This is a genomic window from Streptomyces sp. TSRI0281 (assembly GCF_001905125.1).
GTDB lineage: Bacteria > Actinomycetota > Actinomycetes > Streptomycetales > Streptomycetaceae > Streptomyces.
On the sequence record NZ_LWLE01000002.1, the window covers coordinates 201,114 to 222,497 of the forward strand.

The 21,384-nt window shown below is 71.2% G+C and carries 14 protein-coding genes and 1 pseudogene; 9 read left to right on the top strand and 6 right to left on the bottom strand.

All coding sequences use genetic code 11. From position 1 onward, the window contains the following. Positions 1-10: 10 nt before the first annotated feature. The 4 genes from A6A29_RS07490 to A6A29_RS07505 all read left to right on the top strand — a co-directional run bounded on the left by A6A29_RS07490 (position 11) and on the right by A6A29_RS07505 (position 1,850). Positions 11-298 carry a hypothetical protein gene (locus A6A29_RS07490; RefSeq protein WP_073719179.1) on the top strand — a complete coding sequence of 96 codons (288 nt, stop codon included), beginning with the start codon at positions 11-13 and terminating at the stop codon, positions 296-298. Between the two features lie 185 nt (positions 299-483). After that, positions 484-894 carry a rodlin gene (locus tag A6A29_RS07495; protein WP_073719180.1) on the top strand — a complete coding sequence of 137 codons (411 nt, stop codon included), beginning with the start codon at positions 484-486 and terminating at the stop codon, positions 892-894. Positions 895-1,122: 228 nt separating this feature from the next. Further along, positions 1,123-1,323: a hypothetical protein gene (locus A6A29_RS07500; protein WP_073719181.1), complete on the top strand. Its 201-nt coding sequence runs from the start codon at positions 1,123-1,125 to the stop codon at positions 1,321-1,323. 119 nt (positions 1,324-1,442) lie between these two features. After that, positions 1,443-1,850, top strand: coding sequence for a rodlin (locus A6A29_RS07505; protein WP_073719182.1), 408 nt, complete (start codon positions 1,443-1,445; stop codon positions 1,848-1,850). A gap of 136 nt (positions 1,851-1,986) precedes the next feature. Here the strand turns inward: A6A29_RS07505 and A6A29_RS07510 are convergent, their stop codons facing one another. Further along, positions 1,987-2,487: a DUF5949 family protein gene (locus tag A6A29_RS07510; RefSeq protein WP_073719183.1), complete on the bottom strand. Its 501-nt coding sequence runs from the start codon at positions 2,485-2,487 to the stop codon at positions 1,987-1,989. A gap of 361 nt (positions 2,488-2,848) precedes the next feature. Between A6A29_RS07510 and rsgA the strand changes: the two genes are divergently transcribed. Together rsgA and A6A29_RS07520 are read left to right on the top strand one after the other, a co-directional pair. Continuing rightward, positions 2,849-4,003 carry a ribosome small subunit-dependent GTPase A gene (rsgA, locus tag A6A29_RS07515; protein ID WP_073719184.1) on the top strand — a complete coding sequence of 385 codons (1,155 nt, stop codon included), beginning with the start codon at positions 2,849-2,851 and terminating at the stop codon, positions 4,001-4,003. 72 nt (positions 4,004-4,075) lie between these two features. Next, positions 4,076-5,461, top strand: coding sequence for a DNA-3-methyladenine glycosylase 2 family protein (locus A6A29_RS07520; protein ID WP_073719185.1), 1,386 nt, complete (start codon positions 4,076-4,078; stop codon positions 5,459-5,461). 36 nt (positions 5,462-5,497) lie between these two features. Here A6A29_RS07520 and A6A29_RS07525 read toward each other — a convergent pair. From A6A29_RS07525 to A6A29_RS07540, 4 genes and pseudogenes are all read right to left on the bottom strand, one after another. Continuing rightward, positions 5,498-5,868: pseudogene (locus A6A29_RS07525) on the bottom strand (PPOX class F420-dependent oxidoreductase). A gap of 83 nt (positions 5,869-5,951) precedes the next feature. After that, positions 5,952-8,294 (bottom strand): glycosyl hydrolase family 95 catalytic domain-containing protein, encoded by a 2,343-nt coding sequence (locus tag A6A29_RS07530; protein ID WP_073719186.1) that lies wholly within the window; start codon positions 8,292-8,294, stop codon positions 5,952-5,954. A 250-nt stretch (positions 8,295-8,544) separates the two neighbouring features. Next, positions 8,545-9,027, bottom strand: a complete 483-nt coding sequence (locus A6A29_RS07535; protein WP_073719187.1) for a DUF456 domain-containing protein — start codon at positions 9,025-9,027, stop codon at positions 8,545-8,547. A gap of 220 nt (positions 9,028-9,247) precedes the next feature. After that, entirely contained in the window at positions 9,248-10,237 is a 990-nt protein-coding gene (locus tag A6A29_RS07540) for a helix-turn-helix transcriptional regulator (protein ID WP_073719188.1), read from the bottom strand. Between the two features lie 209 nt (positions 10,238-10,446). Between A6A29_RS07540 and A6A29_RS07545 the strand changes: the two genes are divergently transcribed. The 3 genes from A6A29_RS07545 to A6A29_RS07555 all read left to right on the top strand — a co-directional run bounded on the left by A6A29_RS07545 (position 10,447) and on the right by A6A29_RS07555 (position 18,060). After that, complete coding sequence (locus tag A6A29_RS07545) at positions 10,447-14,211, top strand: S8 family peptidase (RefSeq protein WP_073719189.1); 3,765 nt, start codon at positions 10,447-10,449, stop codon at positions 14,209-14,211. Between the two features lie 276 nt (positions 14,212-14,487). After that, a complete protein-coding gene (locus A6A29_RS07550) occupies positions 14,488-16,206 on the top strand; it encodes a protein phosphatase 2C domain-containing protein (RefSeq protein ID WP_079182624.1) in 1,719 nt (572 codons plus the stop codon). Between the two features lie 111 nt (positions 16,207-16,317). Further along, positions 16,318-18,060, top strand: a complete 1,743-nt coding sequence (locus A6A29_RS07555) for a pyruvate dehydrogenase (protein WP_073719191.1) — start codon at positions 16,318-16,320, stop codon at positions 18,058-18,060. Between the two features lie 88 nt (positions 18,061-18,148). On the opposite strand, the gene A6A29_RS07560 is transcribed toward A6A29_RS07555, so the two are convergent. After that, a complete protein-coding gene (locus A6A29_RS07560) occupies positions 18,149-21,352 on the bottom strand; it encodes an alpha-mannosidase (protein WP_073719192.1) in 3,204 nt (1,067 codons plus the stop codon). Positions 21,353-21,384: the final 32 nt, after the last annotated feature.

Here is a 21,384-nt window from a genome sequence, read left to right on the forward strand (position 1 = left end):
GGAACCAGAAGTGAAGTACGCGAAGACTGCCGCGCTCGTTGCCGGTTCCATGGTCGCCCTCGGAACGGCTGCTCCCGCTTTCGCCGTGACGGACACGGCCCCCAACTTCAGCCTCGACAGCGGCCTGAACCAGGTGATGGCCAGTGCCCCGCAGGCGGTGGACCCGCTGATCGACACGGTCGGCGGAGCCGCCGAGGCGGTACACAAGGAGGGCACCGTCGGCAAGCTGGCGAACGGGGCCACCGGCGTGGCCGAGACCGCCGCTCCGCTGCTCGGCGGGGTGCCCCTCGGCGGCTGACCGTCGTACGGCGCAGTTCTCCACCGCTTCACCTTCTCTCCGGTGCCCGCTTCCGTGAATTCTTCGGATTCACGGAAGAGATAAGCATCGTTCGAGTGAATGAGCACAACCAATCCCCGCCGGACAGAGTTGATCAGGACGCTCCGGATAGGCGGGCAAAAGATTATCCCACGAAGGGCTTTTTCATGATCAAGAAGATTCTGGCCTCGGCAGCGGTCGCTGCTTCGGTCGTCGGTGTCTCCGCTGCTGCGGCCCCCTCCGCCATGGCCATCGGCAACGACGGCGGCACGACCTCGATCAACGGCAACGGCGCCTCGCAGGCCTACGGCAACTCCGCCACCCATGGTGACTGGAGCCCGCAGTTCGCCCTCATCCAGGGTTCGCTCAACAAGCCCTGCATCGCCCTGCCGGCCAAGGCCAACCTCGGCTCGCTCATCGGCCTCGTGCCGATCACGGTCCAGGACCTCAATGTCCTGTCCTCGCCGCAGAACCAGCAGTGCACCGAGAACTCCACCCAGGCCAAGGGTGACGAGGCTCTGTCGCACATCCTGGACAACATCCCGATCCTCTCGGGCAACGGTGTCGGCAACAACTGAGGCCGCGTAACTCCGGACCCCCGGCGCTGAGTTCCCCGGGCTTACGGGGAGCGGCCGGGAATCCGCCTGTCCACAGTGCCTGATCACGCGTGGGGCCAGTCCATCCGTACGGCGACCGTTCTTCGGCAGCCCGGATGTGCTGGTCCTTCGTCGTGCCCGCGGCGGGTGATTGGTCCGGATGCCGCAGTACCGGCTGACGTTCCCTCCCGGTTCGGGTAGGGCCTCTTCATGGATCAGTACGACAGACGTCAACCGCGGAGCGGGCCGCAGCCCGCGCAGGACAGCACACCGATCTACGACCGGCTCGTCGCCGAGTGGCGGGCGGCGGGGCGGAGCCCCGGAGCGGCCGCGCCCCACGAGCCCGCGGGGTGCCGCGGCGGCGGCTTCGTCCCCGCGGCGCGTACCTCGGACGAGGCCGCCGGGACATGAACGCGCGGCGTCGACCTTGCGCCGGATCACACCCATTTGAGTGGTACTGCGCAACCGATCTCGTCGGCGGCGGTTGTTCAGTACGTTCCACAACGGGACGCTCCGAAAGGTGAAGCTTGATGAAGAAGATGATGGCCGGCGCGGCAGTGGCTGTGTCCCTGATCGGTCTGTCCGCGGCCGCGGCTCCCACGGCCATGGCGATCGGCAATGACGGTGGCACCACGACGCTCAACGGCAATGGCGCCTCGCAGGCCTTCGGCAACAGCGTGACCAAGGGTGACTGGAGCCCGCAGAACCAGCTCGTCCAGGGCACGCTGAACAAGCTCTGCATCGGGCTGCCTGCCAAGGTCAACGTCGGTTCGCTCATCGGCCTCGTGCCGATCACGGTCCAGGACGTCAACGTCCTGTCCAACCCGCAGAACCAGCAGTGCGCCGACAACTCCACCCAGGCCAAGGGCGACGAGCCGCTGTCGCACGTCCTGGACGGTATCCCGGTCCTCTCGGGCAACGGCGTCGGCAACAACTGACACCACTGAGTGCGGGCGGCCCGGAGGTTCTTCCTCCGGGCCGCCCGTGTGTGTCACCACGGCACCGCTCATGACGATGCCCACCACTCCACGGGGGGTGGTGGGCATCGTCGCGACCGGGCGGAGCGGCCAGGGATCAGGCCAGGGCGCGTACGGGCAGGAGGCAGTGGGCGGAAGTCCGCACCACGTCCTCGTTCGCCGCGAAGGCCCGCAACTGCTCCTCGCTGACCGGCTGTCCCGGCACCGCCTCGGGCCACGGCCGGGTGGCGAACATCCCGTACACCTGGCCCTGGGACTCGGCGGCGGCCAGCCACTCCGCGGGGACGGTGTACTGCGCCTTGAGGTGCGGCATCGTCAGGACGGCCTGTCCGGCCTGGACGAGCAGCTTCACCTGGAGTCCCGGCGTCTCGGTGGCGTCCTGGACGCCACCGCCGACCTGGAGGCCCGCGCGCGTCAGGGCCGTGCGCAGAGCGGCCTCGCCGACCTCCGGGCCGTCCTGCCCGTCGCCCAGCGAGTAGGTGAGAAGGAAGGCGACATCGTGCTCCTGGTCGGGGTGTCCGCCGCTCCAGCCGATGAGGATCTGGGTGCCCAACTGGGCTTGTGTGAACGTGCCGGTGGCGGTCTGGGGTGAGGTCATGCTCGGCACCCTAACGGCCCGAGACCGGACGTTGTGCACCCGTTTCACCTGATCGAGGGAGATCTGCGGGTATCTCCGACGAATACCTTGCCGCGGCCCCCGCGAGGGCCCCATCGGGTGCCGGTGGAAAACCTGTTGACGCTGCCGGGCGGGGGCGGGCTATGGTGTGCAACGTTCCGCGCAGCGGGGCGACATACCGCAAGGAACCAGGAGGTGAGGACATTGATGACTGTCGTTGCGATGGGCGCTGCCCACAACCAGAAGAGCATCGTTCTCACCCCTGTGGCCACCGGCTGACCTTCTCCTGAACTTTCCCGCGCCGAGAGCGCGGTGCCGGGGCCGCCCTTGTGAAGGGTTTCCCTTGTCTTTCCCGATTCTTCCGGTTCCGTCCTCGTCGCACCCGCTGGCTCCTTACGGCTGGGACGACGACTGGGCGACCGCTTTCGCCCCGTACGCCGAGCGGGGACTCCTGCCCGGCCGCGTGGTGCGGGTGGACCGCGGTCAGTGCGACGTGGTCACCCCCGACGGCACACTCCGTGCGGACACCGCGTTCGTGGTGCCCCGCGACCCGATGCGGATCGTCTGCACCGGGGACTGGGTCGCCCTCGACCCCGACGGCGACCCCCGGTTCGTACGGACGCTGCTGCCGCGGCGTACCGCCTTCGTCCGCTCGACGTCCTCGCAGCGTTCCGAAGGGCAGGTGCTCGCCACCAACATCGATCACATCGCCATCTGCGTCTCGCTCGCGGTCGAGCTCGACCTCGGGCGACTGGAGCGCTTCCTCGCGCTCGCCATGTCCAGCTCCAGCGGTGACGCGCTGCTGGGGGACGGCACCGCGGCCCGGCGGACCGATCCGCAGCCGATCGTGCTGCTCACCAAGGCCGACCTGGTGCCGGACGTGACCACCCTGTCCCACCTCGTCCAGGACATCGAGGCCGTCGCACCCGGAGTGCAGGTACTGCCGGTCAGCTCTGCCACCGGCGAAGGGCTCGACGTGTTCGCCGCCGTGGTCTCCGGCAGTACGAGCGTGCTGCTCGGGCTCTCCGGCGCGGGCAAGTCGACCCTCGCCAACACGCTGCTCGGCGAGGACGTGATGGAGGTGCAGGCCGCCCGCGACGTCGACGGGAAGGGCCGGCACACCACCACGACCCGCAACCTCCTCGTCCTGCCGCACGGGGGCGTCCTCATCGACACCCCCGGGCTGCGCGGGGTCGGACTGTGGGACGCGGAGGCCGGGGTCGGCCAGGTCTTCTCGGAGATCGAGGACCTGGCGCGGCACTGCCGCTTCCACGACTGCGCCCATGAGGCGGAGCCCGGCTGCGCGGTCCTCGGCGCCACCGAGGACGGGTCGCTGTCCGAGCGGCGCCTCGACAGCTACCGCAAGCTGCTGCGCGAGAACCAGCGCATCGTCGCCAAGACCGACGCCCGGGTGCGCTCCGAGATGCTGCGGGACTGGAAGCGCAAGGGCGCCGAGGGGAGGGCGGCGATGCAGGCCAAGCGCGGCCGGGTGCGCTAGTCACCACCGGCCGGTTCGACGTCCGAAAACCGCGAGTGCGGCAGCGGCGGCTGCCGCACACTGGACGGTGTGATGGACGAAGAGACCAGTTACGAGGCGGTGAGCAGCCGCGACGCACGGTTCGACGGAGAGTTCTTCTTCGCCGTCGTGACCACCGGCATCTACTGCCGGCCGAGCTGCCCCGCCGTCACCCCCAAGCGCGCGAACGTACGGTTCTACCCGACCGCGGCCGCCGCCCAGGGCAACGGCTTCCGGGCGTGCAGACGCTGCCGCCCGGACGCCGTGCCCGGCTCCGCGGAGTGGAACGTACGCGCCGATGTGGTCGGCCGGGCCATGCGGATGATCGGCGACGGGGTGGTGGACCGGGAAGGCGTTCCCGGTCTCGCCGGCCGCCTCGGCTACAGCCCCCGGCAGGTCCAGCGCCAGCTGAACGCCGAACTGGGCGCCGGCCCCGTCGCGCTCGCCCGTGCCCAGCGCTCGCACACCGCCCGGGTCCTGCTCCAGACCACGGATCTGCCGGTCACCGAGATCGCCTTCGCGGCCGGATTCGCCAGCGTGCGCCAGTTCAACGACACGATCCGCCAGATCTACGCCCGTACGCCCAGCTCCCTGCGGACCGAGGCCGGAACGGGCCTGGGAGCGGGGGCGCGGGAGGGCCGCCGGGCCGGAATCCCCCTGCGGCTCGCCCACCGCGGCCCGTACGCCGCCCGGCAGGTGTTCGATCTGCTCGGTACCGCGACCGTGGCAAGGATCGAGGAGATCAGCGGGCCGCCCGGCCGCCGGACCTACCGGCGCACGCTGCGGCTGCCGTACGGCGCGGGCATCGTCGCCGTCGACGAGGCGTCCCCGGGGTCCTGGCTGGAGGCCCGGATCCAGCTGACGGACCTGCGCGACCTCACCACCGCCGTACAGCGGCTGCGCCGGCTCCTCGACCTGGACGCCGATCCGTACGCCGTCGACGAGGCGCTCGGTGCCCACCCCCGGCTCGCGCCGCTCGTCGCCGCGCGGCCGGGGCTGCGCTCGCCGGGCACCGCGGACCCGGAGGAGTTCGCCGTACGGACGCTGGTGGGGCGGGCGCGGGCCGAGGAGTTGGTGGAGCGGTACGGGAAGGTGCTGGACGTGCCGTGCGGCGGGCTCACCCATGTGTTTCCCGAGCCCGGAGTGCTGGCCGGTGCCGTGGAGGAACCCGCGCTGGTGGCCCTGGCGGCCGCGCTGGCCGACGGGGACGTACGGCTGGACGCCGGGGCGGACCGGGACGAGGCGGAGTGGGCGCTGCTCCGGCTGCCGGGGATGGACCCGCGGACCGCGGCGCTCATCCGGATGCGGGCGCTCGGTGATCCCGATGTGGACCCGGACGCGGCGCGTGGCGCCGGGACGCGGCAGTCCTGGCGGCCGTGGCGGTCGTACGCCGTGCGTCATCTGGAGCTGGACGCGGCCCTGACGTCGTCGCCGCAGTGATGGCACGCGGGTCCGTGGCGGCGCGTCCGCGCGCGCTCAGGCCGGCTCGTCCAGGCCCCAGCTGTGCACCTTCCTCGGGTGGATGCGGATCAGCTCCTCGCTGAAGTGCGGGCCGAGGTCGTGCGGTCCGACGAGCAGTTCGGCATCGGCCCTGATGTCGACGCCCCGCACCGTCCACGGTGGCTCACGATGTCGTCGACGACGAGGGCCACCTTCGGGTTGGTCCGGAGGTTGCGCCACTTCTTCGTCGTCGCGAGGGCGAATCCGCCGATCAGGATCGTGCCGTCCGGCTGCGGATGGATGCCGACCGGATTGGCCTGCGGCCGGCCCGCCGGATCGACGGTCGCCATCCGTCCCAGCCGCTGGGAGGTGAGGTACGCGCGCTCGGCCTCGCTGCATTCGGTCATGGGATCAGCCTCACACGCGTACGGCACCCCTGCCTCGGCGCAGGGACCCGCGCCCCGGGACGCAAGCCCGCCGTCCGGCGTGCTCAGACGGGCAGGCCCCAGCGCGGTGCCTCCCCGTCGGACGCGACCGGGCGGATCGTCAGGTCCGGGCGGTCGCCCCGTGCCGTGATCAGCGCGGATTCACCCTTGCGCAGCTCGATCCGTACGGTGCCGGGCGCGACCTCCGCCTGACGCAGCGGCCGTCCGCGCCGGTCGCGGATCTCGACGCGCCCCTCGATGCCGTGACGTACGACGCAGGGCGCGCCCGCCTCGCTGGTCAGCCGGAGCCAGCGGGTCCGGCCCGCCTCCCGTACCGCGCTGAGGAGGAACGCCCCCTGGGTGCGGAAGTCGTGCACGGTCAGGTCCTGCCAGGCGGCGGGCAGCGCGGGGAACACCCTGATGACGTCACCCCAGGACTGGCACACCATGTCGTGCAGAGACTGGGCGGCGGAGAGCGGGGTCTCGATGACCGGGCCCGACTCCTTGTACATGGTGTTCGCCTGGATGAACCGGCTCATCAGCTCACCGAGGTACTTCAGCGCGTCCTCGCCCTTGCCCAGCAGCGCGGACATCGACGCGGCGCCGGTGAAGGTGTAGCCCTGGAGCGCGCCTTCGAAGCCGACCCAGTGGGCGAGGGACTTCTCGATCAGGGCGCGTTCCCCGGCGGTGGCGCCGGTGATCTCGTACAGCGGGTAGACCGCGAGCATGTGCGAGTAGTGGCGGTGGGACTTCGCGAACGGCACTCCGGCACCGATCATGAAGCCGTCGCCGTCGACCGGGTACGGGGCGAGCCTGGCCAGGACCTCCTGCCAGCGGGCGGTCAGCGGGTCGCGCACGCCGAGTTCCCGCGCGGATGCGATCAGGGTGCGGCAGCCCCAGCGGAGCAGCATCAGGTCGTAGTTGCAGTCCGGCGCGTTGACGCCGTACTCGGGCGAGAACGTGGCCGGGAGATGCAGCTTCCCGTCCGCGCCCGGCGTGAGGAAGTGGAGGTAGTAGTTGACCGCCTTGCGCAGCAGCGGGAAGAGCGTGTCGCGCAGGATCGACCGGTCCATGGTGTGCCGGTAGGACAGCCAGACGTTGTGCAGCGCCCAGGTCAGATTGCCGACCTCGGGGGTGGGCGAGTCCTGGCCGGGGATGCCGACGCCGTAGCCGCCCTCGGCCACCGCCGCGCCGTTGACCAGTTGGGGGTCGGTGGTACGGGGGATGCCCGCGGAGTCCGCGCGGTAGGGCGTGGACACCTCGCGGGAGAGCTGGTCGCGGAATTCGCTCAGGGCGCGGGTGACGGCGTCGAGTTCGAGGTGGTTGGAGCCGTGGATCAGCCAGTACTCCAGCTGGACGTTGAGGTTCCACCAGGTGTTGGGCCAAGGGGTGGGCTCCAGCCAGGGGCCCGAGGTGGCCATCACCGGGGCGTCCCTGCGGGCCGCCGAAGCGGTCTTGTACAGCTGGATCCAGTAGAAGCGCTGCAGCCGGGCATCGGGCAGCGAGAGGAAGCTCTTCCGGTAGAACCGGTCCCACCACGCCCGGTGGGGCCGCGCCAGCAGCGCGTACGGGAGGGCCGACGCGGTCCGCACCGTACGCAGCGCCCGGTCGCGGGCCGTGGTCCGCGGGTGGGAGTGCGCGACCGTGACGTACAGCGTGCGCACATCGCCGCGGGCGTGGTCCCGCCAGGCGGTGACGTGCTGCCCGCCCGCGAGCAGCGGCTGGACGGCCGCGGACACCTCGCCGTGCCGTTCGACGACGGCCGGCGGATTGCCGGTGTACCCCTCCGGGAGCGGCTTGAACGCGGCCCGCGGACTGATCGCTTCCGCGGGGTGGAAGACCCAGCCGAACCCCTGCTCACCCGCGTCGGGGGTGACCTCGACGGCGAGTACATCGCTGGAGGAGTGCACGAAGGCGCGGAGTTTCAGGGTGCCCTCGGTGGTGGTGACGGTGCCTTCGAGCTCGGCGGTGCGCAGCCGCATCCACCACTCGACACCGGTGATCGTGCCGACCGGCTCCAGGGTGAAATGGCCGATCGGGAGCCGGGCGAGACCGAAGAGCGAACCGAACTCCGGGCGGTGGTCCTGGACCTCGGAGTGCTGGACGTTGAAGCGGATGGCGTTGCTCTGCGCGCCCGGTTCGGCGTAGATCCCCGAGCCGAGGCGGCCGTTACCGAGATACGGGCCCTCGTACCAGGTCTTCGGCAGCTTCCGCCAGAGCAGGTCGGCGTCGTCCAGGACGGTGCGCCAACTGTCGGCGGGGGCGTGCACCGGGGCGGGGGCGTGCGCGGTCGTGGAGGGGGACGGCGGGGCGGCGCCGGCCGGGGCGGTGGCAGTTCCTGCCACCAGCGCGCCGCCGAGTGCGGTGCCGGTGGCGAGAACGGCCCTTCGGGAGGGGGAGGAGGGCACGGGGGCATCGGCGGAGGGACGGGGCTCCGGCTGAGCGGCAACGGCGGCGGACGGTTCCGGTGCTGTGGGCAAGGCGTCTCCTGGCGGCTCGTACGCAGGCGTGAGCACATCAATTCATCCGAGCTATTTCTCCAGGGAAGGTAGGCAGGTGGGGTCTGTGCGTCAATAGGTGTGCAGAGATCCGATGTGTATCCGTGGCTCTGGACAGCGTTCAGTCATGAGTCCAGGCCGGTACGCGGAGTGGCGCGGCTCAGCCCAGGATCACCGCGCCCAGCCAGGCGCCCGCCACCAGCAGACAGGCGAACAGCTCCACCAGCACCGAGTAGCCGGTGGCCCGCATCACCGAGCGGACCGAGGCCCAGCCCGCCCCCCGGCTGCCGAGCCGCAGCCGCTCGGCACCGTAGATCGCACCGACGTACCCCACGATCCCGCCCACCACCGGCAGCACGAAGAACCCCACGATCGCCGCCACCCCGCCGATCATCAAGCTCTTGCGGGGCGCCCCCGACTCGGCGGGGCGGCGGGGTGGCAGCAGCGGTTTCAGGGCCTGGTTGAGCAGCAGTACGACGGTTGCGCCGATCAGTACGCCCCAGGCGGCCGGTCCCTGGTCCGTCAGCGCCCACCACAGCACCGCGGCCCACACGATCGCCTGACCCGGCACGCCCGGCACCAGCACGCCGACCAGTCCGAGCAGCATGACCAGGCCGACGGCGACGAGCTGCCACACACTCATCTGACCAGCCTGCCGGAGACCACCGCGTTACGCCCGTCAGCGCAGCCCCGGCCACCTGCGCGGACTCCTGGGTGGACTCCTGTTCGGGAGCCGCTTCGGGGCGGGACGGGGAGCGGCCTGAGCGGCCGCCTCGGGGGCCGCCTCGGGGAGTAAGCACTCGGGAGCCGCTTCGGGAGCCGCTTCGCGGGCCCGGAACAGGAATCCGCGGGCCGAGGCGGTCTCAGGCGCGCGGGGTGCGGGACACCCAGCCCCGTTCGTACGCGTGCCAGCCCAGCTGGAGCCGCGTCGAGACCCCCGTCAGCTCCATCAGCCCCTTCACCCGCCGCTGTACGGTCCGCAGCCCCAGGTCCAGCTGCTTCGCCACGCTCGCGTCAGTCAGCCCGGCCAGCAGCAGCGACAGGATCTCCAGATCCGTCGGATCGGGCCCGACCTCGTCCTCCCGTACCCACCCGGACTCGCCCAGCCGCAGCGGCATGGCCTCCCGCCACACCGCTTCGAACAGCCCCATCAGCGACTCCAGCAGCCCGCTGGCATGGACGACCAGAGCGGCCGGTTCCGCACCGCGCCCCGTCAGCGGCACCATCGCCAGGCCCGCGTCGGCGACGACCAGCTTCGTCGGCACCCGGTCCACCACCCGGCACTGCTCGTCACGGCTCAGCGCGGCCGACAGCTCCAGGATCCCGGACGGCAGCGACAGCACCTCGCGCTCCACGACCACCCGGAAGGACACCCCCCGCGTCGCCGCCCGCTCCTCGGACTCGTTGTCCATGCCGCTCACCGCGATCGGATTGCCGGTGACCAGCGCGCAGACCTCCGAGGTCGCCCCCAGCTGCAACTGATGGAAACGGTGCGCCACCGCACTCGCCCCGGTCACGACCTCCACCAGATCGTGCACCGCCGGCTCGCTCGCCTCCGCCCGGTACTCCTCCGCGAGCAGCGCCGACGCCAGCTCCGCCTGCTCCAGTTCGTGCCGCTGCTGGATCAGCAGGGCCCCCAGCGCCACCCCCGGAGGCGCCGCCACCCAGCGGCTGGGCCGCGCCGAGGACTGGGCCGCCAGGCCCTGCTGCTCCAGCCTGCGCAGCGCCCGTTCGGTGTCCGCTTCGGGCAGCGCCAGCCGGTGCGCGAGGTCGGAGAGCTCCGCGGCCCCCGCCGCGACGAGTGCGCGGTACGCCGCTTCCTGTCGCTCGTCGAGACCTATCGCACCCAGCATCTCCGGCCCTCCCGGGCGTCGTGATCGCGCGCCGCCGCGCCTGCTCCGGCCGACCGGCCATGGCGGGAAAAGGCCACGGCGTAAACCCGCCGTACACATCATCCCCCGTACCGGTGGCCCCTCTGTCAATGTGGCGCCACCGCAGTACCAACAACCTCTGGAATGTCGCCCCTTGGGCTGGTTCATTCCGGATTGACCTGGGGAGAGCGATGCGCCCGATATCGCGTACGGCACTGGGAGCGGCGACCGCAGCCGTCCTCGCCGTCACCGCGATCGCACCGTCCGTGGCGGCGCCACCGGACGACGTGACCGCGAAGAGACCGCTGACCGGCAGCGCGGCCGCCGCCGCGAAGGACGGGAAGCCGGTCACCGTGACCCTGGTCACGGGCGACAAGGTGCGGGTGAGCACGGACAGTTCGGGCGCCGCGTCCGCCGCCGCGCTGCCCCGCGAGGACGGCACCGTACCCCTCGTGCAGACCCGGCAGTCCGGCAAGGACCTGTACGTCTACCCGGACACCGCCGTCGAGGCGCTCGCCGCGGGCACGGTCGACGAAGAACTCTTCAACGTCACCGGCCTGATCCGCCAGGGTTACGACGACGCGCACTCCACGACCGTGCCGCTGATCGCCACCTACCGGGCGGACACCGCACGCAGCGCGCCGCCCACCCCGCGCGGAGCCGAGCGCGGAGCGGTCCTCGATGTCATCGACGGCGTCGCGCTCCGGGCCGACAAGAAGCGGACCGACGCCTTCTGGGCGGACCTCACCGCACCCCGGTCGCGCTCCGCCGCCGGGCTCAAGAAGCTCTGGCTCGACCGCAAGGTCGAAGCCAATCTCGACAAGTCGACCAAGCAGGTCGGAGCCGACCTCGCCTGGGCGGCGGGCTACGACGGCAAGGGCACCAAGGTCGCCGTACTCGACACCGGCGCCGACGCCGAACACCCGGACCTCAAGGGCCGCATCACCGCCTCGGAGAACTTCACCGACTCCGACTCCACCGACGACCGCCAGGGCCACGGCACCCACACGCTGTCCACGGTCGGCGGCTCCGGCGCGGCGAGCGACGGGAAGAAGAAGGGCGTCGCGCCCGGCGCCGACCTCCTCGTCGGCAAGGTCCTCAACGACAGCGGGTCCGGCGCCGCCTCCTGGATCATCGCCGGAATGCAGTGGGCCGTCGACAACAAGGCCGATGTCGTCTCGATGAGCCTCGGCAGCGCGGCCCCCACCGACTGCACCGACCCGATGAGCCTGGCCGCCGAGGAACTCGGCCACAGCAAGGACACCCTGTTCGTGGTCGCGGCGGGCAACATCGGCCCGACGCTGAACACCGTCTCCTCGCCCGGCTGCGCCCCCAGCGTGCTGACCGTCGGCGCCGTCGACCGCGACGACTCCACCGCGAACTTCTCCAGCCGAGGCCCGGCGATCGGCTCGCACACCCTCAAGCCCGAGATCGCCGCCCCCGGCGTCGCCATCTCGGCCGCCGCGGCGGGTGGCCGCGGACCGTACGCCTACCGGTCGATGTCCGGTACGTCGATGGCCACCCCGCATGTCGCGGGCGCCGCCGCGATCGTGAAGCAGCGCCACCCCGACTGGACCGCCCAGCAGGTCAAGGCAGCCCTGGTCTCCTCCGCGAAGAGCGCCGTCCCCGGTGATGTACGCGAGACCGGGGCCGGGCGACTCGATGTCGCGCGTGCCATCGACACGGCCGTCGTCGGATCCCCGGCCGTCCAGGGCGGCACGTTCAACTGGCCGCAGGACAGGAGCGACCGCACCACCGTCGACGTGCCCTACACCAACCTGGGCAAGACGCCGGTCAAGCTGTCGCTGAAGGTCGCGGGCGTCACCGGGAACGACGGCTCGGCCGTCCGCTCCAAGATCGCCGAACTCGGCCGCACGTCCGTCACCGTCCCGGCCGGCGCCACGGTCCGGGTCCCCCTGGAACTGGACCCGGACGCACGCCTGGACAGCAGCCAGTACGGCGATGTCACCGGACGCGTCCTGGCCACCGCCGACGGCGTCAAGGCCGCCACCCCGTTCTCCCTGTACGTGGCCCCCGAGACCGTCACCCTGCGCGTCAAGCTCATCGACCGCACCGGAAAGCCCGCCGACGGCGTCTCCTCGCTCGATGTCATCGGCACCGACACGGCGTCCGGCGAACGGCGCTTCAACGAGGGCGCGGCCGACCAGACGTACCAGGTACGCCCCGGCGCGTACTTCGTTTCCAGCTTCATCGGCTCGCCCGACCCGAAGGACGCCACCGGGCAGCTCGTCGAGTCCGTCGGCTACCTCGCCAGGCCGCAGCTGAACGTCACCAAGGACACCACCGTGGTGCTGGACGCCCGCAAGGCGCACAAGCTCACGGTGAAGACCGAGGACCGGGCCACCGAGACCCGCACCACCACCCTTGCGTTCGGGCGCTCGTGGGACGGGGCCTGGCTGCACTCCGGCTCCATATCCGGCAACCGAATCGTCAAGAACTATCTGGTCGACGTCCAGGGCACGGCCCGTGACGGCGACTTCGAGTTCGACAGCTTCTGGCGCGCCTACGCCCCGCAGATCGAGAAGTTCTCCCTGGTCGGCGGACCGGCCCTGCATCCCCGACCCGCGGGTACGGGCTCCGTCAACCTGGACGGCGCCGGCCGGGCCGAGGTCGTCGACGCGGGCACCGGCACCCCCGCCGAGCTGGCGGCCGCCGGGGTCAAGGACAGGATCGCGCTGGTGAAGGTCGCCGACGGCGCCGGCGTCACCTCCCAGGCGAGCGCCGCCCGGACCGCGGGCGCCAAGGCACTCATCGTGCACCGCCCCTCCGCGGGTGACTGGCAGCCGGGCATCGGCTACGGCACCGCTCCGCTGCCGGTCCTCGGACTCACGTCCGACGAGGCCGCCGTCCTGACCGCCGCGCTGGCCAAGGGCCCGGCCGAGGTGTCCTGGAAGGCGACGGCGGTCAGCCCGTTCGTCTACAACCTGGCCTTCCCCGAGACGGGTCGGATCACGTCGGACCGTACGTACAAGGTCCGCGACAAGAAGCTCGGTTCGGTCACCGCCACGCACGACTCGATGGGCGTGGCCGCCGACTTCGTCGACACGCTGCTGGTCACCCGGCCGTACGGCGGCACCTTCGCCGCCTCCGGCTTCGACACGCTCGCCACCCCCGGCAAGCGCACCGAGTACTACTCGGCGGGCGACAGCGGCTGGCAGAAGATGCTCTCCTCCAGCTTCCCCTGGGGCGAGTTCATGACCGACCGGACGCGTACCTACCGGGCGGGACACCAGCGCACCGAGGAGTGGTACCGGGGTCTCCTGACGCCGGGCGCCCCGCGCGACGCCGCCGGAAAGGAAGCCCTCGCCGCCGAACGGCAGGACAACGTGATCGGGGTCGCCCCCGGATTCGTGACCGACACCGAACACGTCGGGGAGCAGGGCTCGTTCGGTGACCTCGGCAGCATGCGGCTCACCAGCGGCGGCGAGGAGATCGGCAGCAGCGGCTACCCGTTCGGCGCGTTCACCGTCCCGGCGGAGGACCGCGCGTACGAACTCACCCTGTCGACCACGAAGATCGGCCAGCCGGCGGCGGTGTGGAAGCGCTCCACGGCGACGGAGACCACGTGGAAGTTCCGCTCCGAGCGGCAGGCGGACGTCTATTCGCAGGGCATCCCGCTGCTCTTCCCCCGCTACGACGTCCCGTCGGACGGGATGAAGACCCTGCCCGCCACGGACAGCCAGAAGATCGGCCTCGGTGTCACCGGCCACGCCGGCTACACACCCGGCAAGCTGACCGGTGCCAAGGTCTCCTTCTCGTACGACGGTGGCGAGACCTGGTCCCCGGCCACCACCGGCCAGCAGGGCGGCCGTTGGACCGCGACCGTGAACCACAAGGGCGCGGCGGGCAAGACGGTCACCCTGAAGACCGAACTGACGGACGCCAATGGCAACTCCGTCGTGCAGACCGTGAAGGACGCCTATACAGTGCGTTGATCACATCGGTGAGTCACCGCTGACATGTCACAGCGCCATGTCACAGTGGCACGTCACATCGGCTAAGTGGCATCGGCCATGTGACACCGGCCATGTGACACCGCCATGTGACGTCGGCACGTCGCGCCGACCGCGCATCGCACTGACCGCATCGCACCGACCGGTCCGCCGGGCGTCCTTCCCGTGGGGGGTGGGGCCGCCCGGCGGACCTCTTTTACGGGCCACATTTTCCGGATGACCCGTTTTCGTGCGCCCCTCGCGGTGGACAATATGGGCATGAGTCAGCAGGGGGAGACGCCCGCCGCCCACGAGGACGACTGGTGGCGCGAGCTGTACGACGAGGCGGCGCCGGACACCGGCCCGAGCAGCACGGCCGACAGTCTCGACGACCGCTTCGACTCCGTGTCGGACACGGTGACCTCAGCGGTGGTACGCGGGGGCCACGGCGCCCCCGGGGCGGAAGCCCACCGGCCCCGGGGCCTGCCGCCGGAGCCGGAGCAGAGTCCGGAGGTGGGGCCCGAGCAGACTCCGGAGAGGGGGCCTGAGCAGAATGCGGAGGCGGGGCCGGAGCCGGGCTTGGGGCCGGTGCCGGGCCCGCAGTCGGAGTCGGCCCCTGAGTCGGCCCCGGCCCCGGACGTGCCGCCGACGTCGCCTCCGCCGCCCGTGTCTCCGTCCCCCGTGCCGTCCCCGCCGCCCGCCACCGTCTCCTTTCGTGCGCCCTGGGAGCCGCGGTCCGGGCCGCCGGAGCCGCGTACCTTCGCCGCTCCCGTCCCGCCAACCCCACCCTCACCACCGCCCGAGCCACCGCAACCGCGCCGGGCACCCGACGCCGTCGCGGACGCGGACGCCGGCGAGCGGGCCCCGGCCGCCGCCCCCGCCCCTCGCCCCGTCGTCGGGTATCTCGGAGACCGGCCGCCCACCTACGACGCCGAACCCGCCACCCTGCCCGTCTCCACGTCGCTCACCCTGGACGGGCTCGTCCCCGACACCGTGCTCGACGGCGCCCGGTACGGCACGTACACCCTGCGCGCCGCCTCCGTGCGAGGGGACTCGGCGCGCTTCCGCGGCGAACCACGGCGTGACGCCCTGCTGACCGCCCGCTTCGGGACCGCCGAGAGCGCCCTCGTCCTCGTCGCGATGGCCAGCGGCGCCCGTGCCGCCGAAGGGGTGCATCTCGCGGCGGCCGATGCCTGCCGCTGGATCGGCGGCGCGGTCGGCCGCAGCCACGCACGGCTCGCCGAGGACATAAGGGCCGGGCGCCGGGGCGATCTGAAGTCCGGACTCCACCGGCTCACCGACCGCACCTACGGAAAGCTGCGCGCCCGTGCCGCCGAACTGGGCCTCGAACCGGACGAGTACACCGCGGGGCTGCGCTGCCTGCTGCTCCCGGCCGACCCCGAATGCCGCACCCGGGTCTTCTTCGGCGTCGGCAGCGGCGGGCTCTTCCGGCTGCGCGACGGCCTCTGGCACGACCTCGAACCCGTTGTCGGGGAGGCGGTGGCCACCCGAACCGCGAAGGACCCCGGAACCGCGAAGGACCCGAGAACCGCACTGGCCACCGGAACCGCTGAAGACCCGAGGGCGGGAGCTGCGGCGGCCACCGGGACCGGGCCGGGGACCAGGACGGCGGGGGACGGTGCGGCGGGGGACCGTACGGTGGGCGAGGAGGGCCGGGACGGCAACCGGCTGACCATGGACCTCCGGACCACGACACCCCCGTCCCCGTCCGTGTCCCCGTATGCCGGGGTCCCCCCGTCGCCGCGCTCCGAGCGTTTCCGGTTCCGGGCGTCCGTGGCCCGCCCCCGGGACACGCTCCTGCTGTGCAGCGACGGGCTCGCCGAACCGATGCGCGGTGAGCCCGCGCTCGCCGCGGAGCTCGCGGAGCGCTGGGCGGACCCCGTGCCACCGGGGCTGCCCGCCTTCCTCGTGGACACCCAGCTCCGGGTCAAGGGGTACGCCGACGACCGTACGAGCGCGGCCGTCTGGGAGGCGTAACCCCGCGGGCCGTGGGTTGATGGACTCCGGAGACCGTCCGGCCGAGGTTTCGGGCTCCGGAGTCCGGACAGCCGACAGTGCACGGAGCACAGGTAGAGAGGGTGCGCACCCATGGCCAAGCAGAACGTGTCGGAGCAGTTCGTCGACATCCTCGTCAGGGCGGGCGTCAAGCGCATGTACGGCGTGGTCGGCGACAGCCTGAATCCGGTGGTCGACGCCATCCGGCGTAACGCGGCCATCGACTGGATCCAGGTCAGGCACGAGGAGGTAGCCGCCTTCGCGGCCGGTGCGGAAGCGCAGATCACCGGCAGCCTGGCCGCCTGCGCGGGATCGTGCGGCCCCGGCAATCTGCACCTCATCAACGGGCTCTACGACGCCCACCGCTCCATGGCCCCGGTGCTCGCCCTGGCCTCGCACATCCCCTCCAGCGAGATCGGGCTCGGCTACTTCCAGGAGACCCATCCGGAGCTGCTCTTCCAGGAGTGCAGCCACTACAACGAGATGATCTCCAACCCGCAGCAGATGCCGCGCCTTCTCCAGACGGCCATCCAGCACGCGATCGGCCGCGGCGGGGTCAGCGTCGTCTCGATGCCGGGTGACATTGCCTCGCAGCCCGCCCCCGAGAAGTCGATCGAACACGCCCTGGTCACCTCACGCCCGTCGGTACGGCCCGGGGACGAGGAGATCGAGAAGCTCTGCCGGATGGTCGACGAGGCCAAACGGGTGACCCTGTTCTGCGGCAGCGGAACCGCTGGCGCGCACGCCGAGGTGATGGAGTTCGCGGAGCGGGTGAAGTCCCCGGTCGGCCACGCACTGCGTGGCAAGGAGTGGATCCAGTACGACAACCCGTACGACGTCGGCATGAGCGGGCTGCTCGGCTACGGTGCCGCCTACGAGGCGACCAACGAGTGCGACCTGCTCATCCTGCTCGGCACCGACTTCCCGTACAACGCCTTCCTCCCGGACGATGTGAAGATCGTCCAGGTCGATGTGCGTCCCGAACACCTGGGCCGGCGTTCCAAGCTCGATCTGGCGGTCTGGGGAGATGTGCGCGAGACACTGCGCTGTCTGACGCCGAGGGTGAAGGCCAAGACCGACCGCAAGTTCCTCGACCGGATGCTGAAGAAGCACGCCGACGCGCTGGAGGGCGTGGTCAAGGCGTACACCCGCAAGGTCGACAAGCATGTGCCGATCCACCCGGAGTACGTCGCTTCGGTACTGGACGAACTCGCGGACGACGATGCGGTGTTCACCGTCGATACCGGGATGTGCAATGTATGGGCGGCCCGCTATCTCTCGCCCAACGGCAAGCGGCGGGTGATCGGTTCGTTCAGTCACGGTTCGATGGCCAACGCGCTGCCGCAGGCGATCGGCGCCCAGTTCGTCGACCGGAACCGGCAGGTCGTGTCGATGTCCGGCGACGGCGGATTCACCATGCTCATGGGCGACTTCCTCACCCTGGTCCAGTACGACCTGCCGGTGAAGATCGTCCTCTTCAACAACTCCTCTCTGGGCATGGTGGAGTTGGAGATGCTGGTGGCGGGTCTGCCGTCGTTCGGTACGACGAACAAGAATCCGGACTTCGCCGCCGTCGCCCGCGCCGCCGGGGCGTACGGGGTGCGGGTGGAGAAGCCCAAACAGCTTGAAGGCGCCCTCAAGGACGCCTTCAAGCACAAGGGCCCCGCACTGGTCGACGTGGTCACCGACCCGAACGCCCTGTCCATCCCGCCGAAGATCAGCGCGGACATGGTGACCGGCTTCGCGCTCTCCGCCAGCAAGATCGTGCTGGACGGGGGAGTGGGCCGGATGCTCCAGTTGGCCCGCTCCAATCTGCGCAACGTCCCCCGCCCCTGACCTCGCGGTGAGGGGCCGGGGCGGGGGCGAGGCAGGAGCGGGAGCCGGGCGACGCACGGGCCGGGCGCGGCCGTGATGAGGGGCGCGCCTACGCCGGGGTCAGCCGCACCGTCAGGATCTGGAACGGCCGCAGCGCCAGGACGAGACCGTCCTCGTCCGTGTCCGCCGGGTGCAGTGGCCGCTCCAGCAGATCGGTGATCCGGGCCCCTACGACGGGGAATCCGACCCTGAGACGAGTCTCGGCCCGGCCGCCGGCCGACTCGTAGAGCCGCACGATCACGTCCCCGCTGCGGTCCTCGGCCAGCTTCACGGACTCCACGGTCACCGCCGGGTGCTCGGTGTCCACGAGCGACGGAACGGCCGGTGCCACGGCCGCGCGAAGCGGCAGATTGAGCGCGAGGCCCTCCCGTACCGCATCGGTGACCTCGGCGCCGGGGGCCAGCGCGTACCGGAACCGGTGCGTGCCGAGGTCTGTTGCCGGGTCCGGACTGTGCGGAGCGCGCAGCAGTGTCAGCCGTACGGTCGTGCCGAGCCCGGACTCGTGGGGCGTCCTCGTCACGTCGTGGCCGTAGGTCGAGTCGTTGAGCAGCGCGATGCCGTAACCCGGCTCGGCGACCCGGAGCCAGCGGTGGGCGCAGATCTCGAAACGGGCCGCGTCCCAGCCCGTGTTGTCATGCGTCGCGCGATGGACATGGCCGAACTGGATCTCGGCCGTGGAACGGTCGGCGTGGACATCCAACGGGAAGGCCGCCTTGAGCACCTTCTCGGACTCCTGCCAGTCCACCTCGGTCTCGATGTCGAGCTGCCGGCTTCCCGCGGTCAGCCGCAGCTCCTGAACGATCGTGGACTTCCCGAACGAACGCACCACGCGGACCGCGGCCCGCAACGGCCCCTCATCGATCAGGGAGACGGAGTCGGCGCCGGTCAGATCGGTACGGCTGTGCCGGTAGTGCCGGTCGATGTCCCAGGCGTCCCACTGGTTGGGGTGGTCCGGGTGCAGCTGGAGGAGGTTGGCGCGCAGGCCGGGGGCCAGGACCTCACGCCCCGCCACCAGATCGCGCACCGAGGCGACCAGCCCGTCCCGGTCGACGGTGATCCGCAGCAGCCCGTTGTCCAGCACGATCCCGTCGTCCGCCGTCGTGTCGGTCGTGATTCCCGTGTCGGCCGTGATCGTCGTGTCGGTCGTGATTCCCGCGTCGATCGAGCCGCTCGTGACTGCCGTGACCGCTGTGACCGCCGTGACCGGGTGATCCGGGACGGCCGAGCCGTCCAGCAGCCCCGCACCCAGCCCCGGCGTCCGGGACAGCACCGCCGCGCGCCCTTCGCCCAGGTCCTGTACATGGGCACCGGACGGCAGCACCCCGGCCGCCTCCGCGTCCAGCTCGATCACCTGACACCGTTCGTACGGAGAGGAGTTGAGCGCCACCAGACCCTCGGCCGCACCGAGCGAGGTCACGGCCTCGGCCACCAGGTCCGCCAGCTCGGAGCGGACCTCCTCATAGGTGTCACGGGCCTCGCGGTGCACCCAGGCGATCGACGAGCCGGGCAGGATGTCATGGAACTGATGCAGCAGCACGGTCTTCCACACCCGGTCCAGCGTCTCGTACGGGTAGCGGTAGCCGGGCGTGCGCAGGGCCGCCGCCGTGGCCCACAACTCGGCCTCGCGCAGGAGGTGTTCGCTCCGCCGGTTGCCCTGCTTGGTCTTGGCCTGGGTGGTGTACGTGGCCCGGTGCAACTCCAGGTACAGCTCGCCCGACCAGACCGGCGCCTGTGCCCCGTACTCCTCCTCGGCCGCCGCGAAGAAGACCGAAGGCTTCTCGATCGACACCCGGGGTGAGCCCTCCAGGTCCCGGAGCCTGCGAGCCTTCTCCAGCATCTCGCGGGTCGGACCGCCGCCTCCGTCGCCCCACCCGAACGGCACCAGGGAGCGGGTGGCGCGCCCCTTGTCGGCGAAGTTCCGCTCGGCGTGCGCGAGTTCACTCGCATGGAACTGGGCGTTGTAGGTGTCGACCGGTGGGAAGTGGGTGAACACACGTGTGCCGTCGATGCCCTCCCACCAGAAGGTGTGGTGCGGCATCTTGTTGTGCTGGTTCCACGACAGCTTCTGCGTGAGGAACCACCGCACCCCGGCCAGCCGGGCCAGCTGAGGGAAGGCCGCCGTGTAGCCGAAGGAGTCCGGCAGCCAGATCTCCTCCGTCTCGATGCCCAGTTCCTCCTCGAAGAACCTTTTTCCGTGCACGAGTTGGCGGGCCAGTGCCTCGCCGCCGGGCATGTTGGCGTCGGACTCCACCCACATCGAGCCGACCGGCGACCACTGGCCGTCCGCCACGGCCTGCTTGATCCGCTCCCAGATGAGCGGCTGGTGCTCCTTCACCCAGGCGTACTGCTGCGCCTGCGAACAGGCGAAGACGAGCTCCGGGTAGTCCTGGGCGAGTGCCGTGACATTGGCGAAGGTGCGGGACGCCTTGCGTACCGTCTCGCGCAGCGGCCACAGCCACGCCGAATCGATGTGCGCGTGCCCGGCGGCCGAGACACGGTGCGCGCTCGCCGACGCGGGCCGGGACAGCGCCTCGGCCAGTTCGGCACGGCCCGCCGCCGCCGTACCCGCCACATCGTGCAGATCGAGGGCGTCGAGCATCCGCTCCAGCGCCCGCAGGATCTCGTGTCGCCTGGAGCGGTCGGCGGGCAGCTCCCGCATCAGCTCGGACAGGACCTCGATGTCCAGGACGAGATGCCAGACCTCCTCGTCGAGTACGGCGAGGTCCGCCGAGGCGAACCGGTACAGGGGCCGGTCCCCGGCCGTCAGTACGTCACCGAGCGGATTCGGTGCGAAGCCGTGCTCCAGCACGGACGGATTGGACGCCGCCTCCAGGAGCAGCGCCACCGGTTCACCGCCCGCCGCCGACGGGGCCACCGTGAGGTGGCGATTGCGCGGGTGGATGCCCTTGAGAGGGACACCCGCAAGGTCGTACAGCATGCCCTCCGCCTGGAACCCGGGACCCTCGCCGGAGAACCCGGGGTCGACAACCACCTCGACCCGGCGCCCCGCCCACTCGCCGGGCACCGACCCTTCGAGCCGGAACCAGCTGGTGGACCAGGGCCTGCCCCACTCCGTACCGGCGCTGAAAGGTTCGTACGTCCGGTCGAGGGCCTCGGTCACGGGCACGGGTTCGCCCGGGGCGTGCCAGACGGACAGGGAGAGCGGGGTACGGGCCGCGTACTGGGCGGGGCGGATGAACTGGTGGAGCGCGCGTTCGAGGCGGCCCTCCACCAGCGTGCGGTCGTCGTGCATCGGATGCCTCCGGATCTGTGCGCGGAACGTCA

Excerpts from the sequence above, each read along its gene's own strand:
- A6A29_RS07495 (WP_073719180.1), top strand. The coding sequence starts at position 484 with ATGATCAAGAAGATTCTGGCCTCGGCAGCGGTCGCTGCTTCGGTCGTC.
- A6A29_RS07545 (WP_073719189.1), top strand. The coding sequence starts at position 10,447 with ATGCGCCCGATATCGCGTACGGCACTGGGAGCGGCGACCGCAGCCGTC.
- A6A29_RS07520 (WP_073719185.1), top strand. The coding sequence starts at position 4,076 with ATGGACGAAGAGACCAGTTACGAGGCGGTGAGCAGCCGCGACGCACGG.
- A6A29_RS07510 (WP_073719183.1), bottom strand. The coding sequence starts at position 2,487 with ATGACCTCACCCCAGACCGCCACCGGCACGTTCACACAAGCCCAGTTG.
- A6A29_RS07535 (WP_073719187.1), bottom strand. The coding sequence starts at position 9,027 with ATGAGTGTGTGGCAGCTCGTCGCCGTCGGCCTGGTCATGCTGCTCGGA.
- A6A29_RS07560 (WP_073719192.1), bottom strand. The coding sequence starts at position 21,352 with ATGCACGACGACCGCACGCTGGTGGAGGGCCGCCTCGAACGCGCGCTC.
- A6A29_RS07540 (WP_073719188.1), bottom strand. The coding sequence starts at position 10,237 with ATGCTGGGTGCGATAGGTCTCGACGAGCGACAGGAAGCGGCGTACCGC.
- A6A29_RS07550 (WP_079182624.1), top strand. The coding sequence starts at position 14,488 with ATGAGTCAGCAGGGGGAGACGCCCGCCGCCCACGAGGACGACTGGTGG.
- A6A29_RS07555 (WP_073719191.1), top strand. The coding sequence starts at position 16,318 with ATGGCCAAGCAGAACGTGTCGGAGCAGTTCGTCGACATCCTCGTCAGG.
- A6A29_RS07500 (WP_073719181.1), top strand. The coding sequence starts at position 1,123 with ATGGATCAGTACGACAGACGTCAACCGCGGAGCGGGCCGCAGCCCGCG.
- A6A29_RS07505 (WP_073719182.1), top strand. The coding sequence starts at position 1,443 with ATGAAGAAGATGATGGCCGGCGCGGCAGTGGCTGTGTCCCTGATCGGT.